At 63.3% G+C, this 14,254-nt stretch carries 10 protein-coding genes, 1 pseudogene and 1 riboswitch; of the genes and pseudogenes, 3 read left to right on the plus strand and 8 right to left on the minus strand.

Annotated features, from left to right (window positions below):
- The first annotated feature begins 49 nt into the window (after positions 1-49).
- From NHF53_RS17270 to ggt, 3 genes are read left to right on the plus strand one after another with little or no spacing between them, the layout of a single operon-like run.
- Positions 50-763: an ABC transporter permease gene (locus tag NHF53_RS17270; protein WP_252835340.1), complete on the plus strand. Its 714-nt coding sequence runs from the start codon at positions 50-52 to the stop codon at positions 761-763.
- Entirely contained in the window at positions 760-1,452 is a 693-nt protein-coding gene (locus tag NHF53_RS17275) for an ABC transporter permease (RefSeq protein ID WP_252835341.1), read from the plus strand. Before NHF53_RS17270 ends, NHF53_RS17275 begins: the two co-directional genes overlap by 4 nt.
- 39 nt (positions 1,453-1,491) lie before the next feature.
- Positions 1,492-3,087, plus strand: coding sequence for a gamma-glutamyltransferase (gene ggt, locus NHF53_RS17280; RefSeq protein WP_252835342.1), 1,596 nt, complete (start codon positions 1,492-1,494; stop codon positions 3,085-3,087).
- A 182-nt stretch (positions 3,088-3,269) separates the two neighbouring features.
- On the opposite strand, the gene atzF is transcribed toward ggt, so the two are convergent.
- From atzF to NHF53_RS17320, 8 genes and pseudogenes are all read right to left on the minus strand, one after another.
- Entirely contained in the window at positions 3,270-5,075 is a 1,806-nt protein-coding gene (gene atzF, locus NHF53_RS17285) for an allophanate hydrolase (RefSeq protein WP_252835343.1), read from the minus strand.
- Entirely contained in the window at positions 5,075-8,611 is a 3,537-nt protein-coding gene (uca, locus tag NHF53_RS17290; protein WP_252835344.1) for an urea carboxylase, read from the minus strand. Before uca ends, atzF begins: the two co-directional genes overlap by 1 nt.
- 2 nt (positions 8,612-8,613) lie before the next feature.
- Positions 8,614-9,264, minus strand: a complete 651-nt coding sequence (locus NHF53_RS17295; RefSeq protein WP_252835345.1) for an urea amidolyase associated protein UAAP2 — start codon at positions 9,262-9,264, stop codon at positions 8,614-8,616.
- Positions 9,265-9,277: 13 nt separating this feature from the next.
- The gene (locus NHF53_RS17300; protein ID WP_252835994.1) at positions 9,278-10,096 is read right to left on the minus strand and encodes an urea amidolyase associated protein UAAP1; all 819 of its coding nucleotides are present in this window, start codon (positions 10,094-10,096) and stop codon (positions 9,278-9,280) included.
- A gap of 3 nt (positions 10,097-10,099) precedes the next feature.
- A pseudogene (locus tag NHF53_RS17305) lies at positions 10,100-10,922 on the minus strand (ABC transporter ATP-binding protein); the annotation flags it as partial.
- Positions 10,919-11,737, minus strand: coding sequence for an ABC transporter permease (locus NHF53_RS17310; RefSeq protein ID WP_252835346.1), 819 nt, complete (start codon positions 11,735-11,737; stop codon positions 10,919-10,921). The gene NHF53_RS17310 and the pseudogene NHF53_RS17305, both read right to left, overlap by 4 nt.
- Positions 11,738-11,809: 72 nt before the next feature.
- Entirely contained in the window at positions 11,810-12,883 is a 1,074-nt protein-coding gene (locus NHF53_RS17315; protein WP_252835347.1) for a putative urea ABC transporter substrate-binding protein, read from the minus strand.
- Between the two features lie 72 nt (positions 12,884-12,955).
- Positions 12,956-13,065, minus strand: a riboswitch (guanidine-I (ykkC/yxkD leader).
- A 200-nt stretch (positions 13,066-13,265) separates the two neighbouring features.
- On the minus strand, positions 13,266-14,222 hold the full coding sequence (locus tag NHF53_RS17320; RefSeq protein ID WP_252835348.1) for a bile acid:sodium symporter family protein: 957 nt from the start codon (positions 14,220-14,222) through the stop codon (positions 13,266-13,268).
- Positions 14,223-14,254: the final 32 nt, after the last annotated feature.

A 14,254-nucleotide genomic window follows, 5' to 3' on the forward strand; every position in this document is an offset into this window, starting at 1 on the left:
GAGTTCAGCGGACTCCGGCTGTGTGGAATGCAAGGAGAGGTTCGCCCGCATGCTTGAAAAACTGCATCTGCTCGGCTTCGCCGAAGGCGGCTGGGGCGTGGCCCTTCTAGCGGCAGCCGCAATGACACTGCTCCTGTCCGTCCTGGGCTTCGTGCTCGGAGCAATCTTCGGCGGCTTTGCGGCAGCCGGCCGCCTGTCTTCGGGGCGCGTGCCGAAAGCCCTCGCCTCAGCCTATGGCACGGTCTTCCGCAGTGTGCCGGACCTCCTCACTATCTACCTGTTCTACTACGGCGGCAGTGTTGCCTTGACCGCGATCGCCCGCAGCCTCGGCTCCGACGAATTTGTCGGCCTGCCGTCGCTTGCAACCGGCGTGCTTGCGATCGGCATCATTTCAGGCGCCTACCAGGCGGAAGTCTATCGCGGGGCCTATCTGGCTGTCGAACGGGGACAGTTCGATGCCGCGAAGGCGCTCGCACTCTCGAACATCCAGATGCTGCGGCTGGTGATTGTCCCGCAACTGTTGCGCCATGCGATACCGGGTCTGAGCAATGTCTGGCAGCTGGTCCTCAAGGACTCCGCCCTGATTTCCGTCATCGGCCTCGTCGAGCTGATGCGGCAGGCCCAGATCGGCGCCGGCTCGACGCGGGAACCCTTCCTCTTCTATCTCGCTGCCGCAAGCCTCTACTTCGTGATCGCCGGCCTCACCGGACAGGTCTTCCGCTTCGGAGAGACACGCGCCTCCCGGGGGATCACGCCTCGATGATCGACGTCGGCTTTTTCCTCGAAATCATCCCGAAGCTACTGTCCGGGGTTCCGCTGACCTTGCAGCTTGCGGGCACCTCCATTCTGCTCGGCTTCGCCCTCGCACTCGCCCTCGCCCTTGCCCAGCAGGGTGGGCACCGCCGGATCGTCTGGCCGATACGCACCTTCGTCGCCGTCTTCCGCGGCACGCCCCTGCTCGTCCAGATCTTCCTTATCTACTACGGGCTCGGCCAGTTCCGCCCTGCCCTCCAGACGGTCGGGCTGTGGTGGCTGTTTCGTGAGCCCTACTGGTGTGCGATCCTGGCGCTGACGCTCAACACGGCCGCCTATGGCAGCGAGATCCTGCGCGGCGCAATCAGCAATGTCCCGCGCGGGCTCGGCGAAGCGGCTTCCGCGCTTGGCATGTCACGCCTGCTGACGCTCCGTCTCGTCATACTGCCGATCGCACTCCGCCAGGCGATACCCGCTTACGGCAACGAGATCATCCTGATGGTGAAGGGCACCTCGCTCGCCTCGATCATCACCCTGATGGAGGTCACGGGCATCGCCCAAGGGCTGATCTCCCAGAGCTATCGTGCGATCGAAGTCTTCATCGCCGCGGGCGCGATCTATCTGCTGCTGAATTTCCTGATCGTCCGGGCATTGTCCGCCCTCGAAATCAGGCTCACGCCATACCGAACCCGCACCTGACCGGCTGCGGCACAAAAGCATACGAGGAGACTGACAAGGATGCGCAACTTCGAAAAGCCGACGCGGTCGGTGGCCGTATCGGCCAAGGCCATGGCTGCAACCTCCCACCCTTATGCGACGCTGACAGCCGTCAACATATTGCAGACCGGTGGAAACGCCATGGACGCAGCCATTGCCGCCTGTGCCGTGCAATGCGTGGTCGAACCGGGCTCCACAGGCATCGGCGGCGATTGTTTCGCCCTTTACGCGCCCAAGGGCGGCGCCGACGTCATCGCCTATAACGGCTCCGGTCGCACGCCGAAGGCGCTGACGATCGAATGGTTCGAAGAACGTGGGCTCTCGGAAGTGCCGCGCCAGTCGCCCTCCGCCGTCACCATTCCCGGAGCAATCGACGCCTGGACGCGCCTGCATGCCGATCATGGCCGTCTGCCCTTGGCCGAGGTGCTCGCACCCGCCATTCGTTATGCCGAGGAAGGCTACGCCATCACGCCCCGCGTCCACCGTGACTGGGCGCAAGAAGAGAAGCTTCTCGCCGCCGACAAGGCGGCTGCCGAAATCTTCCTGCCCGGCGGTCGCGCGCCGCGCATCGGCGAAATGCACCGCCAGCCGAAGCTGGCAGCGACTTTGCGCCGCATCGCGGCCGAGGGCCGTGACGGCTTCTACACGGGGCCGGTGGCGGCTGACATGGTGGCGCATCTGAACGCCCATGGCGGCCTGCACACGCTCGAGGACTTCGCCGCGGCGAAGGGCGAATACGTGACGCCGGTGACGACGACCTTCCGCGGCCATACAATCCATGAATGCCCGCCGAACGGCCAGGGCATCATCGCCCTGCTCATCCTCAACATCCTGTCCTGCTTCGACAATCAGCTGGCGCCCGGGTCACCGGATAGGCTGCATCTGGAGATCGAGGCAACCCGTCTCGCCTATGCCGCCCGTGACGCCTGGATCGCCGATCCTGACAAGGCCGATGTGCCGGTCGACGAACTGTTGTCGGAGGACTTCGCGCGTCGCCTGGCCGGCATGATCGACCTGACCCGGGCCCTGACGGAGCTCCCGGATTTCGAGATGCCGCTTCACCGCGACACCGTCTACATTTCGATCGTCGATGAAGAACGCAACGCGGTAAGCTTCATCAATTCGATCTTCGACAGCTTCGGCACGGGCCTGGTCGCCCCTGAATCAGGCGTCATCCTGCACAATCGTGGTCAGAGTTTTTCGCTCGAGCGCGGACATCCGAACATGATCGCCCCGGAGAAACGACCGCTGCACACGATCATCCCGGGCATGGTGACCCGAAACGGCCGAACGGAGTTGTCCTTCGGCGTGATGGGTGGCTATTACCAGGCGATGGGTCACGCTCACCTGGTCTCGAAGGTGGTCGATTACGGCATGGACATGCAGGACGCGATCGATCTGCCGCGCCTGATCCCCGTCGGCGGCAAGGCGCCCCGCGTCGAGGCGGAGCATACCGTTCCCATGGCAACGGTGGCGGAACTCACCCGCCGCGGCTTCGAGATCGTGCCGGCCGAGGATCCGATCGGCGGCGCGCAGATTATCCGGATCGACTGGGACAACGGAACGCTCACCGGCGCATCGGAATCACGCAAAGACGGCATCGCGCTCGGATACTGATCCCGGAACACCGCCCGGGAAGCGCCCACAACGGCAGTATCGAAGCGAGGAGGTCCCTGGGGACGAAGCCGTTGATGTTCGACTTCGTCACGAGGTGCTCGCCTTCGACGGGCGCGACCACTCTGTTGATCTCGGCGCCTGCAGTTCCCGGAACGACGAACGTCGCCCCTCCTCCCCGGCACTCAGACCGAAAGCGAGCGGATATAGCTCCGCCAGCCGCCAAGCGCGGTGATCTCTTGTGCGCCGGCGATCGCGTAGGCTTCACAAAGGAAACCGGAGACGGAGGAGCCGTCGTCGAGCGTAACCTTGCCGATGCCGAGCGGGGCCGGAATATTGGCGACGAAGCGGCCAAAGGCATCCGGCGGCAGCGCCCACACTTCCACTTCGAGGCCCGCCCCCTCGTAATCCGGTTCGCGGATGAGGCCCGGCTTGGGTGGTGTGGTGCCGGGCAGGACGAAGAGGCGATAGTCCTTCGAGGTACGGCAGATCCTGACGAGCCTTCCGCCCGGTCCCGTCAGTTCGTGGTTGAGCGGCATGCCGGTCAGGTGCGCGCCAACGACCATGATGGGGATCATGCCATCGTCGGGCTCGACCACGCGGCTCGCCTCGGGCAGTGCGGCGAGCCTGTCCTTGCCCATGCCCGCCGCGACGTCGCGGTGCATCCGGTCGGCGAACCATGCAAGAGCCTCATCGGCGAAGGCCGGGCCGATCAGCGTCACGCCGAAAGGCAGATGGCCGGCGGCATCGAAGCCGGCGGGAATGGCGATCGCGGCATAGCCGAACAGGTTCACGAAGTTGGTGTAGCGGCCGAAATGGCCGTTCTTCGCGATCGGATCGGCCAGCATGTCCTCGACCGTGTAGGTCGTCGGCGAAGTCGGCAACATCAGCACGTCAACCTTGTTCCACTCGACCTTCGTTTTCTGGCGAAGGCTTTCGAGCTTGTACCTGCCCTCGAAGGCAGCCACCGCGTCGTAGCTTCTGGCGCCCTCGATGATGGTGCGGACGGTCGGGTCGAAATCATCGGCATTCGTGGCGATGAAACCCTTCACCGCGGCCAGCCGTTCTGCCACCCAGGGGCCGTTGTAAAGCAGTTCGGCAGCTTCATGAAACGGCGCATAGTCGAATGGCACGATGGTGGCGCCCAAGGATTTCGCCCGCTCGATCGCCGCATCGTAGAGCGCTTCATAGGCCTTGTTGCCGTAGAATTCGCGTTCCGCACCGTCGAGGACGCCAATCCGGAGGCCCGAGGCGGGAAGCGTGCACGGTTCAGCCTCGCGCGAGAAGGGATCTCCCGCATCATAGCCCTCCATCACCTTTCGGACGGCGATACCATCGCCGACCGTCCCGGCAAAGACGGTCACGACATCGACGCTGCGGCAGGCTGGAATGACGCCGGTGTTCGGCACCAGGCCGGGCGTGGGCTTGATTCCGACGAGGTTATTGAAGCTGGCCGGAACGCGCCCGGAGCCGGCGGTATCGGTCCCCAATGCGAATGTCGCGAGGCCCGATGCCACCGCAACGGCCGAGCCGGAACTCGATCCGCCCGAGACATAGGCCTTGTCGAAGACCGAGCGGGGTGCGCCATAGGGCGAGCGGGTACCGTTGAGGCCAGTTGCGAACTGGTCCAGATTCGTCTTGCCGATGACGAGCGCGCCGGCAGCCTTCAGCCGGGCGATCAGCGTTGCATCTGCTTCCGGACGGTATTCATAGGCGGGACAGGCGGCCGTGGTCGGTAGGCCGGCGACGTCGATATTGTCCTTGACCGCAAAGGGAATGCCCCAGAGCGGAAGACTGTTCGGCTGCGGCGCGCGCGCTACCAGTTCCCTTGCAGCATTGCGCAATTCGTCGTCGGGCGTGCGCGTAATGAAGATCGCCGGATCGTCGGCGCGCTCGCAGCGGACGATCACTTCCTCGACGAGTTCGAGCGGTGTGAGACCCTGCGCATAAGCGGCACGGACGGACGATAGATCGAGTATTTCGGGAAGCATCAGATTTCCTCCAGTACGGCCAGCACGTCTCCGGCCTTGATGTTCCGGCCGGGACCGGCGCGCAATTCGCGAACGCGGCCATTGGCATGGGCGGTGATGGTGATTTCCATCTTCATGGATTCGATGATTGCGAGCGTATCACCCGCGGCGACGGACTGGCCCTGTTCGACCAGCACTTTCCAGACATTGCCGGGCACGGCACTTTCGACGCCGAAACAACCCTCCGGGATGTCTCCGCCCGGATGGTGACCAGGACCTTCGTCGACGGTGAAGCTGTCAAGTCCCTGCTCTTTCCAGCGCCGACGCTCGGCTTCGAAAGCAGCCTGCTGACCCGCCTTGAAAGTGGCAATGGAACCTGCGTCGGCGGCAAGGCCCGCTTCGTAGTCGGCGTAGCAAAAGGTGCCGTCCTCGATGCGGATCGGATAGCCGTCATACGGGAATGCAGCGCGCGCCTCCGTCAGTTCCTCGTGACTGACGGGAAAAAAGCGGATCTGGTCGAAGAAATCGAGCAGCCAGGGCTTGCCCTTCGAGAAGAAAGCCGTCTGCCGCCAGGTGTTCCAGACCTGGATGGTGCGGCCGAACAGCTGATAGCCGCCCGGACCCTCCATGCCGTAGATGCACATGTAGGCGCCGCCGATGCCGACTGCGTTTTCGGGCGTCCAGGTGCGGGCCGGATTGTACTTGGTCGTCACCAGCCGGTGACGCGGGTCGAGCGGGGTTGCCACCGGCGCACCGAGATAGACGTCGCCCAGGCCCATGACCAGATAGCTGGCATTGAAGATCGTGTCTTTGACCGCCTGCTCGTCGGCAAGGCCGTTGATGCGGCGAATGAACTCGATGTTCGACGGGCACCATGGCGCGTTGGGGCGCACCAGTTCCTGATATTTCCGCATGGCGAGTTCGGCGTCTGGGTCGTTCCACGAGAGCGGCAGGTAGACCGTGCGGCTCGGCACCTTCGCCTCGTGGACGGCGGGGAGCGAGGCCTCGATTTCGGCGAGCAGGCCGAGCAGGCGGGTGCGCGACAGAGACGTGCCGTCGTAGTGGATCTGCAGCGAGCGGATACCCGGCGTCAGGTCGATGAGCCCCGGCACTTTCTCCTCCTGCAAGGCCTGCATCAGCAGATGGGCGCGGAGCCTCAGGCCGATCGACAGATGCATCGGCCCGTATTCGACCAGAATATTGTCGTCGCCCTGTCGACGATAGACCACCGGCACCGGGCCACTCTCGCTGCTCGCAATGACCGGCGAGCCCGCGTCTTCGCCGATGCGTTTGACGACAGGACCGGCGATGGTATCGTCGGGCCGGACGACGGCATGGAACCGGATTTTGTCGCCCGGCTTGAACTGGCCCATCTTCCACTGCTCGTCTCGGACGATGACGGCCGGGCAGACGAAGCCGCCGAGGCTCGGACCATCGGGACCGAGGATGATCGGCATGTCACCGGTGAAATCGATCGCACCGATCGCATAGGCATTGTCATGCAGGTTGGACGGATGGAGACCCGCCTCTCCGCCATCCTCACGGGCCCATTTCGGCGCGGAGCCAATCAGGCGCACACCGGTGCGGGCGCTGTTGAAGTGGACCTCGTATTCGGTCGAGAACAGCGTTTCGATGTCCTCTTCGACAAAGAAATCGGGCGCGCCATGCGGACCGTAAACTACGCCGACCGTCCATTCGTGCGACAGCGGCGCGGGTGCTTCTGGCGGCTTTACGTTCACCTGCGGCTCTCTGGCGAGGCGCAACACATGACCGGCACGGAGCGTGCCGGTCGCATTGCCACCGAACTGGCCGAGGCCGAAGGTTGCGCGGGAACCGAGTACCACGGGTGCAGCGAGGCCGCCTGCAACGGCAAGATAGGCGCGCTGGCCGGGACCGTCGATCGTGCCGATCGCCAGCGTCTGTCCGGCCTTCACTCTGACTACGGCGTTGTGGGTTACCAGCTCACCGTCGAGCTTCATCGGCATTTTCGCACCGGCAAGCGCCACCGTTGCGTCGGCGAAGAACTTCAGCACCGGACCAGAGACGGTGAGCTCCAGCGCTGCGGTTTCGTCGGCATTGCCGACAAGCCGGTTGGCGTGGCGGAAGGATCGGTCGTCCATTGGCCCGCTCGGGGGTACGCCGACATGCCAGAGGCCGAGGCGACCCGGCAGTTCCTGCAGGCTCGACTGTGCGCCCGGCGTGATGACCTCGATCACGTGAGGCGAGAAGGCGAAGCCCTTCAGTGCCGTCGTCGCCACATCTCCGCTCTTGAACAGGTCTGAAGCGGCGATCGCCTTGAGATAATCGAGATTGGTCTCGATGCCGGAAATCGAGCTGCTGTCCAGCGCTTGGCCAAGGGCGCTTATCGCCGAGCCGCGATCCGCAGCCGATACGATGATCTTTGCCAGCATCGGGTCGTAATAGGGGCTGACCTCGGTACCGGTCTCGATCCAGCGGTCGACGCGCACGTTCTCCGGAAATACGACCTCGGTCAGCAATCCGGTGCTTGGGCGAAAATCGGCATGGGGCATCTCGGCATAGACTCGAACCTCGATTGCCGCGCCCCTTGGCATGAGGTTTTCCTTGCCGGTGAGCACATCCTCGCCCGCGGCGTGACGGATCATCCATTCGACCAGGTCGATGCCGAAGACGGCCTCCGTTACCGGGTGCTCGACCTGCAGGCGAGTGTTGACCTCCAGGAAATAGAATTCCTGACGGGCCGGATCGTAGATGAACTCCACCGTTCCCGCCGACTCATAGTTCGCCTTCTGCCCCAGGGCGACGGCAGCGGCATGAAGACGCTTGCGCACGGCGTCGGGAAGGCCGGGCGCCGGTGTCTCCTCGATGACCTTCTGGTTCCGCCGTTGCAGTGAGCAATCCCGCTCGCCGAGCGCGATCACCCGGCCTTTGCCATCACCAAAGATCTGCACCTCGACGTGGCGCGCCTTGGCAACGAAGCGTTCCAGATAGACCCGCGCATCGCCGAAGCTGGATTTCGCCGTACGTTGCACGCTGTCGAAGGCGGCAGCGAGCGCGTCCGGCGTATCGCACAGCTGCATGCCGATGCCGCCGCCGCCGGCCGTCGATTTCAGCATCACAGGATAGCCGATCCCGTCCGCGGCCGTCTGGGCCTCTTCCTTCGTTTCCAGGAGGCCGGATCCCGGAAGCAGCGGCACGCCGCTTTCGCGCGCCAGTTCGCGGGCAGTGTGCTTCAGACCGAAGGCCTCGATATTGTCGGGCCGGGGACCGATGAAGGCGATCCCTTCCGCCTTCAGTCGCTCTGCAAAGCCGATATTCTCCGAGAGGAAGCCATAACCGGGATGAACGGCCTCGGCACCGGTTTGCCGGCAGGCGGCGATCACGGCATCGATATTGAGATAGCTTTCGGACGCCGGCGAGGGTCCGATCCGGACGGCCTCGTCGGCTGTCAGGACGGCCTTGGAGAAGCGGTCGGCATCGGAATAGACCGCGACCGATGCAATGCCGAGCTTCCTCAGTGTATGGATGATCCGCACCGCGATCTCGCCGCGGTTGGCAATCAGGACTTTCTGAAACATGGTCAGGCCTCGCCGTCCCAAACGAGCACGCGGATCGGCGTGGGGTCGAAGCCGTTACAGGGATTGTTGATCTGCGGGCAGTTGGAAATGACCAGCAACACGCCCATCTCGGCCTTCATCTCGACATAGTCGCCCGGTGCGGAAATGCCGTCGACGATCGTCATCTTGCCATCGGGTTCGATGGGCACGTTCATGAAGAAGTTGATGTTGGGGGCGACATCCCGCTTGCTCATGCCGTGTCTGGAAACCTCGAGGACGAAGTTGTCGCGGCAGGCATGCAGATATTTGGTGCCATGCCCGAAGCGCACGGTATTGCTCTCGCATGAGCAGGCCCCGGCCGAAGTGTCATGCCGTCCGCAACTGTCGGCGGTCATGGTCGCCATCAGCCGGCCCTCGTTCGACATGATCTTCGTGCCGGTCGAGATATAGGCCGCACCTTGCATGCGCATCGTATCCTGGCTGGAATAGCGCTCGGAAAAATCCGCGGCATTGTAGAACAGGGTGTCGACAGCCTGCTGGCCGTAGCTATCCTCGATGCGCAGGATCTGCCCTTTCTTCACGACGGTGGAGAAAGGGGCTTCGGCCGGGATGAAATGGTCCTGGACGGCATTCTCGACGGTGCGGTTGACAGAGGTCGCAATGAAATTCGTCATGGTCATCTCTCCCTTAGGCTTCGGCGCGTGCGTTGTTTTCGAAACCGCGTACGGCTTCGGCGGTCGCGGTCCGGCAAAGGTCGTCGGCCGCCGGCGTGACGGCGGCGACGCGGGTGACGGTTACCGGGACGGGCGCCCATTCCGGTTTCGGATCGAGGGGATGCGGGCAATTGGAGAAGCCGACGAGCATATCCATCTCGGCACGCAGTTCGACATAGTCGGCGCCGTTCAGGAGCTCCGGCTTCCAGGCGAACCGGCCTTCGGCATCCACCCGCACGGGGGCGAAAAGTGACAGGGCGGCCGGAATGTCGCGCTTGTCGAGACCGAGCTTGGTGGCAACGATCACGAAATTGTCGCGCGTGTTGCGGGTCTTCGCCTCACCGTATCTTTCCGCGTTCGAAGCAGCGGTCGAGCCGCCCATCAGACAATCATGCGCGCCGCTCGAATCCTCGGTGATCGAGAACATGACCTTGCCCATGTCGGAGAAGATCACGCGGCCCTTGCCGAGGCCGGTCGTCCATTGCAGCTTGACGGTATCGGGCAGGTTCAGCCGCTCCGACGGATCGGTCTCGTTCCAGGCGACCATGGCAACGGTCGAGAAGCCGCCGTCGAGGCTCACCCGAAGCGTCTCGTTCTTCTTGACCCGGCTCCACCAGTACCAGCCGCCGGGGATGACCTCGCGATGAACGATGCTCTCGGCCGGGACTGTCGGCGCAGGTAAGCTGCTCCTGTCGGGCAGGGCCTTTGGTGCGAAGTCGAGCCCCTTCTTCTGGTGTTCCTCATAGCGCGCACGGTTGGCGGCGATTTCTTCGGGAGAACGTCTGATATGCATGAGTTCTTCTCCTTGCATCCGATGAGCCGGGTCGTCCCGACTAATGACCGCTCGCGACCGGGCCGTCCCGGTCTGGTCGAATGAGTGAAGGCCGGCCCGCCTGACGAGGCGGCCAGATCGGCAGGTCGCGCGTTATCGTTGCACCGTATCGAAGCTTTTCCTCGGGCCGGTCCCGCCTGCGCTCGAAGGCGACGACCCGCGTGGCGAGCGTGAAGGCCTCGCGCATGTCATGGGTCACCATCACCACCGTCATCGGGTTCTCGTGCCAGAGCCGTTTCATCAGCGTATGGATCTCGGCGCGGATGCCGGGATCGAGCGCACCGAAGGGTTCGTCGAGAAGCAGGACCTTCGGCTTCATCACCAGTGCCTGCGCGAGCGCCAGGCGCTGCTGCATGCCGCCGGAAAGCTGGGCGGGATATTTGTCCTCGGCATGGGTGAGGCCGACTTCCGCGATCATCGCGCGGGCTTCTTCGATGGCGGCCTTGCGCGCTGTCCCGAACAGCCGCGCGCTATAGCGGGCGGTGGTCATTTCCTTGCCTATCAGCACATTGCCGAGCACGGTGAGATGCGGGAAGACGGAATAGCGTTGGAAGACGACGCCGCGATCCGGCCCGGGTTCGGCCGACAGTGGCTTGCCGTCGATCAGAATGGTGCCACGCGTCGGCGGCTCCTGACCGAGCAGCATGCGAAGGAAGGTGGTCTTGCCGCAGCCGGAGGGGCCGACAAGTGCGACGAAGGCGCGGGATTCGATCTCGATCGAGATGTCTTCCAGGACGATCTGGTCTCCGTATTCCTTCCAGACCTTGTCGATGGTGAGCGCGCTCATGCGTTCTTCTCCAGTTCGGACCAGGGGAAGACGGTGACGCGCAGCCGGTCGAGCAGAAAGTCCGTGCCGACGGCGAGAAGTGTGATCCAGGCGACATAGGGAAAGATCACATCCATGGCGAGATAGCGGCGCACGAGGAAGATGCGGTATCCGAGGCCGGCCTCCGACGAGATCGCTTCGGCGGCGATGAGGAAGAGCCAGGCCGGACCGATCTGCAGGCGCAACGTGTCGATGAGCCGCGGCAGGATCTGTGGCAGAACCACGCGCAAGGCGATCTGCCACGACGAGCCCCCGAGCGTCTCGGCCTTGATGATCTGTTCGCGCGGCAACGCCGTCGCCGTCAGCGCCAGGTCGCGGATCATGATCGGCGTAACGCCGATGGCGATCAGGGCGATCTTCGAGGTCTCTCCGAGACCCAGGATGATGAAGAGGATCGGCAAGAGTGCGAGCGGCGGCACCATGGAGATGGCAGAAACGAACGGCGCCAGCAGCGCCCGCATATAGGGCAGCATACCGATCAGCATGCCGATCGCCAGTGCGATCAGGGTGGCGACGCCGATGCCCGAGTAAAGCCGGGTGAGGCTTGCGGCTGTGTCTGTCCAGAGCAGGTAGTCGCCGCTACGTACATCGGGCACGAAAGCCATGCGATTGATGGCGTCGGCAAAGCCCGCAAAACTCGGCAACAGCCTGTCGTTCGCATTTTCGGCCAATCGCACAGCCGAACCGATCAGATAGGCGATCAGAACGACCGTGAAGGGCGCAAGCGAAAGGGCGAGCCGGGCGCCTTTGCTCGGGCGCGTATTGATCCAGCGCATCATCTGCTCCGTCGAAATCCCCGGGGATGTGCCGGGCAGCGGGCTGCCCGGCCGTTCAGGTTCGATAGGCGATCAAAGCGTGCCCTTGGCGACGGCCTCCATGTATGTGGAAGTGAAGCGCAGTTTCACATTGTCTTTGTCGCCCAGCACGGAACCGTCAGGCATTTCAATACCGATGACGTCGGCCGACGATGCGCCACTGCCGAGCAGGCCCTTCTCGAACAGGAAGTTGCGAACGTGATCCATGGTTTTCGGGAGATCCGCGGAGCCCGTGAAGCCAACGGCATCCGCCGGCTTGTCGAACAGCTTGGTGGCCGCCATCTGCGCTTCGAACCCTGCCAGATCCGTGCCCGACGCCGCGCCCATCGCAGTGCGCGCGGCCCTGCCTTCGTCGCTGTCGGCAGTCATCACGGCCATGGTGTCATACCAGATGCCGGCGAGCGCCTTGCCGAAATCCGGATTGTCTTTCAGGACCTCCGTATTGGCCACCATCAGGTCGATGATTTCGCCGGGAATCTGTGAGCTGTCGAACACCTTCCTGGCCGACTTGTCTTCCTGGATCGCGGAGACGAGCGGGTTCCAGGTGACGACCGCTGTCACGTCCGGTGTCTTGTAGGCGGCGACCATGTCCGCATCGGACGTGTTGACCACCTTCACATCACGCTCGGTGGACCCCATGCTTTCGAGCGCGCGGGCGAGCAGGTAATGCGAGACGGAAAACTCGACCAGGTTGACGTTCTGCCCCTTGATGTCGGCAAGCTTGTCCTTGTCCTTCAGGATCACCGCATCATTGCCGTTGGAGAAATCACCGACGATGACCGCCGTCGTATCCACACCACCGGCGGCCGGGATCGAAAGCCCGTCCATATTGGTCAGCGTCACGGCATCGAAGGCGCCTGCCGTGTACTGGTTCATCGACTCCACGTAGTCGTTGAACTGAGTGACCTCGATGCTGATCCCGTATTTGTCCGCCCATTTCTTGACGATGCCATGGTCGGCCGCATAGCCCCAGGGCATCCAGCCCACATAGATCGACCAGGCGACCTTGAATTCCTTTTTCGCTTCCGCATGCGCAATGCCGGTTGCGGCGACTGCGAGCGACACGGAGAGAGCGGAGATGGAAAGAAGCTTTTTCAAAGTCTGCATTGGTATTCCCCTTTTTGCATTTTCAAAAAGGGATCGGCAAAGACCAACGCCGCCAATCCCTTGGCTAACGAGGTCTCCCGGGCTTTTGTCCCGCCGTGCACCCGACAGGCTGTCTCTCCTGTCGGTGGCTGCTCTCGGACCAGCGTGCTCGAAAAAGCACCGGAACCCTAGCGGCCAACTCTAACCCGAATGAAGCAAGAGACGTGCCAGCCCGATTTGCGGCACTTTTTTCGGCCATCTGCACTCCATTGACCGTAGGAGGGGCGATGGGCTGCCTGCCCGCTTGATCTTTCGCCTCTTTTTTGGGCGCCTTCTGCCCGCTGTCAGGCAGCGCGCCGTGTCGAATGCCGCCGATCCGAATTGTCTGCGCAATCGTGGTCCGTCAGGCATTTCGCGCGTAGCGCTGGGCAATCAGTGCACACACCATCAACTGGATCTGGTGAAACAGCATCAGGGGCAGGACGACGGCGCCGACGCTCTGGCCGGCGAAGATCGCACCGGCCATCGGAACGCCACTGGCGAGACTCTTTTTCGAGCCGCAGAAGGTGATGGTGATTTCGTCCTCCCTGGAAAACCCGAGGAAACGGCTGCCGAACATGGTGACGGCAAGCACCGTTGCGAGAAGGACGACGTCGACAAGAGCGACAATGCCGAGATCTTGAAGCGAAAGCGTCCGCCACAGGCCCTCGACGACAGCGGAGCTGAAGGCGAGATAGACCACCATCAGGATCGAACCGCGATCAATCGGCGCCAGCAGCTTCTTGCGGGCGCGGATCCAGTCGCCGATCCACGGTTGGAGGATCTGCCCGAGAATGAAGGGCGCCAGCAACTGCAGCAGGATCTGCTCGAGCGCCGTCATCGAAAATCCACCCCCGCCTGACGCCGAAAGCAGCAAGCCGACGAGAAGCGGCGTCAGGAACATGCCAAGGATATTCGAGGCGGACGCAGCGCAGATGGCGGCCGGCACGTTGCCACCGGCCATCGACGTAAATGCGATCGATGACTGCACCGTCGAAGGCAAGACGCAGAGAAACAGGAGACCGGTATAGAGCGCCGCGGGAAGCGATGACGGCAGCACGAGGCCGGCGGCGAGCCCGAGAAGTGGAAAGATGGCGAAGGTTACAAACAGGATCACGCCGTGCAGCCTCCAGTGCAGCAGGCCGGCGATCACCACGTCGCGCGCGAGGCGCGCGCCGTGCAGAAAGAACAGCAGAGCGATGGCGAGCTTCGTCGCAAGCGCCATCCACACCTGCGCCCCGCCGGTGACCGGCAGGACCGAGGCCAGGAGCACTGCCGCCAAGAGCAGCATTGTGAAGGTATCGGGGAGGAAACGGCGCATCTTCTCATTCCGGTGGACGTCGTTTCGCTCAC

Source organism: Ciceribacter sp. RN22, assembly GCF_024054295.1.
In the GTDB taxonomy this organism is placed as follows: domain Bacteria; phylum Pseudomonadota; class Alphaproteobacteria; order Rhizobiales; family Rhizobiaceae; genus Allorhizobium; species Allorhizobium lividum.

Bases quoted from the DNA above. Each gene is read 5' to 3' on its own strand.
- NHF53_RS17315 (WP_252835347.1), bottom strand. From the start codon at position 12,883: ATGCAGACTTTGAAAAAGCTTCTTTCCATCTCCGCTCTCTCCGTGTCG.
- atzF (WP_252835343.1), bottom strand. From the start codon at position 5,075: ATGCTTCCCGAAATACTCGATCTATCGTCCGTCCGTGCCGCTTATGCG.
- uca (WP_252835344.1), bottom strand. From the start codon at position 8,611: ATGTTTCAGAAAGTCCTGATTGCCAACCGCGGCGAGATCGCGGTGCGG.
- NHF53_RS17275 (WP_252835341.1), top strand. From the start codon at position 760: ATGATCGACGTCGGCTTTTTCCTCGAAATCATCCCGAAGCTACTGTCC.
- NHF53_RS17320 (WP_252835348.1), bottom strand. From the start codon at position 14,222: ATGCGCCGTTTCCTCCCCGATACCTTCACAATGCTGCTCTTGGCGGCA.
- ggt (WP_252835342.1), top strand. From the start codon at position 1,492: ATGCGCAACTTCGAAAAGCCGACGCGGTCGGTGGCCGTATCGGCCAAG.
- NHF53_RS17295 (WP_252835345.1), bottom strand. From the start codon at position 9,264: ATGACGAATTTCATTGCGACCTCTGTCAACCGCACCGTCGAGAATGCC.
- NHF53_RS17300 (WP_252835994.1), bottom strand. From the start codon at position 10,096: ATGCATATCAGACGTTCTCCCGAAGAAATCGCCGCCAACCGTGCGCGC.
- NHF53_RS17270 (WP_252835340.1), top strand. From the start codon at position 50: ATGCTTGAAAAACTGCATCTGCTCGGCTTCGCCGAAGGCGGCTGGGGC.
- NHF53_RS17310 (WP_252835346.1), bottom strand. From the start codon at position 11,737: ATGCGCTGGATCAATACGCGCCCGAGCAAAGGCGCCCGGCTCGCCCTT.